This is a genomic window from uncultured Kiloniella sp. (genome assembly GCF_937128705.1).
GTDB lineage: Bacteria > Pseudomonadota > Alphaproteobacteria > Kiloniellales > Kiloniellaceae > Kiloniella.
Window position 1 is genome coordinate 1 of the sequence record NZ_CAKZMP010000331.1, and the last position, 2,263, is coordinate 2,263.

Genomic DNA, 2,263 nt, shown 5'->3' on the forward strand with positions numbered 1-2,263 from the left:
ACTCAGAAAGTCCAAGGCTTCTTTACACTCATCAAAAAAAGCCACTCCGAACTCGACAAAAAGCTTCCACCGGGATTGTATGTGCCAAAGCGCCATCCCACCTCAATCCACGCAATGAAGAAATGAAAAAAACGAGAATCCTTGCGCATAGAGAAGACACCGAAACCCAACCGAGAAGAGAAACAAGCAGAAGATCAGAAGTAACACTTTCGGGGACACCCTTTTCACCATCCTTTTTCATGATCTTTGCGCCTAGTTTTTTGAAGAGGTTCCCCCCGGTGCGACGGCGACAGACAAGGCGTATTTTTTTTCGAGATACAAATTCTCTGTCCCGTCGCCAGTTTTGGCACCGTTTGAATAGTATCTGGGCACAGTTTAAACAGGAAACCCGATGTCATTTGTCCCAAATAATCATAACACCCCGGCGACAGATGAGACCGTTTCCAATACGGGGTTTTATCCCGATCTTTCTCTGGACGAATTTAAAAAAAGTATGTCTGTGGGGAACGATAATGACGTTACCAGGTTAACGGCCATTGTGACCGAAGCTATGATCGAAATTAATCGCAGCCTGATGTCTTGGCGCGATGGTTTATTGCAGTATGCGTCCTTGGATCTCGTGCCGGCGATAATGTATGGCGAAACATCCGAGAAAGTCTTCCTTTACAAAACCGCCGTCTTTAATCGTGCCCGTGCCTTGTTGGTTGAAACACGCAAGGATTATGACAGCACCAAATCCGGGCGGGACAAGGCAGACCAGATTGAATTACCCGCAGATGATTATTACCGGGCATCAACCGAGGCGTTAAACCGCCTGATCGATCGCCCCAGATCGACCATAGAGCTGATCTGATGAGCAATTCAGAAATCAGGATTATCAGCCAGCAAAACGACAATATTGATGCGATCTGTCATCGCCACTATGGCACGTCATCCATGGTCGAGGCGGTGTTAGAACGCAATCGGGGGCTTGCAGATTATGGACCGGTCTTGCCGATCGGCGTGGAAATTATTTTACCAGCCAAAACTAAGGGACAGGAACAGGCTGAGAAACAAACGATCAAGCTATGGAATTAAAAATGGATAAGGTCGCCACCACTGCGTCGTATGCCTCTGCAGGTATCGTTTCGATTTTTGGGTTTTCCGTGAACGAATTTGTGGCTCTTGCGGGGATCCTGTTGGGGATCGCCACTTGGCTTACCAACCTGATTTATCGCCATCTTCACTATAAGCTCGAAAAGGGAAAATCCGATGCCGACCCTAAAGGATAAATTCATCAACGGCGTGATCGAAGTAGAAGGCGGGTATGTAAACAACCCTAATGATTCCGGTGGCGCGACGAAATTCGGGATCACAGAACAGGTCGCCAGAAACTATGGCTATGGCGGTGACATGCGTGTTCTGCCCCGTTCCCTGGCATTCCGTATCTATAGCGATCTCTATTGGAATTCCATGAAACTGGATGACGTTTTGCCCTTGTCGGAAAAGCTTGCTGAAGAAATGGTGGATACGGGCATAAATATGGGTGTCGGTCGTGCTGGTGAATTCCTGCAAACCTGTTTGAACGCTTTGAATTTGCGCGGTGAGCACTACGACGATCTCAAAGTTGACGGTGGCGTGGGCCCGGTAACATTGAAAGCCTTGTCCGAGTTTTTAAATCTGCGCGGCGAAGATGGTGAAACCGTATTGTTGCGGGCCATGAATGCTTTGCAGGGGGCATATTATATCGAGCTTTCCCAAAACCGCCAGAAGGATGAAACCTTTGTCTATGGCTGGTTGCTGAACCGTGTCGCCTAGAGGGAATGCCAATGTCATTTGATCCAATATCTGCTGTTTTTGGTGTTGCTGAAAAAGTAATAGAACGGATCTGGCCGGACCCGGGGCAACGTGCCGAAGCGTTGCAGAAGATGAAGGAACTGGAACAGCAGGGTGATCTTGCTTTTTTGAATGCAGAAGTCCAGTTGCTGACCGGGCAGCTTGAAATCAATAAAATGGAAGCCAAACACGGCGGCAAGTTCAAAGGGGGCTGGCGACCCATGGTTGGCTGGATCTGCGCCTTTGCCCTTGCTTATAAATTTATCGTCTATCCTTTTCTAATTTTCGCTGTGCAAATTTGTGCCTTTTATATGGATGGACAGCTCTTCCCCGTCGACAACCTTCCGGTTATTGAGTGGTCTGAGTTGTCTGTTATTTTGATGGGGATGCTCGGCATCGGTGGCATGCGGTCTTTTGAAAAAACAAGATCAGAAAAGAATAGCGAGAC

General features: G+C 47.9%; 5 protein-coding genes. All 5 read left to right on the forward strand.

From position 1 onward, the window contains the following. Nucleotides 1-391 precede the first annotated feature (391 nt). Nucleotides 392-853 carry a head completion/stabilization protein gene (locus Q0241_RS16830; RefSeq protein WP_299379614.1) on the forward strand — a complete coding sequence of 154 codons (462 nt, stop codon included), beginning with the start codon at nucleotides 392-394 and terminating at the stop codon, nucleotides 851-853. Then, the gene (locus tag Q0241_RS16835; protein WP_299379616.1) at nucleotides 853-1,077 is read left to right on the forward strand and encodes a tail protein X; all 225 of its coding nucleotides are present in this window, start codon (nucleotides 853-855) and stop codon (nucleotides 1,075-1,077) included. Before Q0241_RS16830 ends, Q0241_RS16835 begins: the two co-directional genes overlap by 1 nt. Nucleotides 1,078-1,079: 2 nt before the next feature. Further along, nucleotides 1,080-1,271: an HP1 family phage holin gene (locus Q0241_RS16840; protein WP_299379619.1), complete on the forward strand. Its 192-nt coding sequence runs from the start codon at nucleotides 1,080-1,082 to the stop codon at nucleotides 1,269-1,271. Further along, a complete protein-coding gene (locus Q0241_RS16845; RefSeq protein WP_299379622.1) occupies nucleotides 1,252-1,797 on the forward strand; it encodes a glycosyl hydrolase 108 family protein in 546 nt (181 codons plus the stop codon). Before Q0241_RS16840 ends, Q0241_RS16845 begins: the two co-directional genes overlap by 20 nt. 11 nt (nucleotides 1,798-1,808) lie before the next feature. Beyond that, nucleotides 1,809-2,263 (forward strand): holin family protein (locus tag Q0241_RS16850; RefSeq protein WP_299379625.1); only part of this gene is annotated, 455 nt, incomplete at its 3' end.

Excerpts from the sequence above, each read along its gene's own strand:
- Q0241_RS16830 (WP_299379614.1), top strand. The coding sequence starts at position 392 with ATGTCATTTGTCCCAAATAATCATAACACCCCGGCGACAGATGAGACC.
- Q0241_RS16835 (WP_299379616.1), top strand. The coding sequence starts at position 853 with ATGAGCAATTCAGAAATCAGGATTATCAGCCAGCAAAACGACAATATT.
- Q0241_RS16840 (WP_299379619.1), top strand. The coding sequence starts at position 1,080 with ATGGATAAGGTCGCCACCACTGCGTCGTATGCCTCTGCAGGTATCGTT.
- Q0241_RS16845 (WP_299379622.1), top strand. The coding sequence starts at position 1,252 with ATGCCGACCCTAAAGGATAAATTCATCAACGGCGTGATCGAAGTAGAA.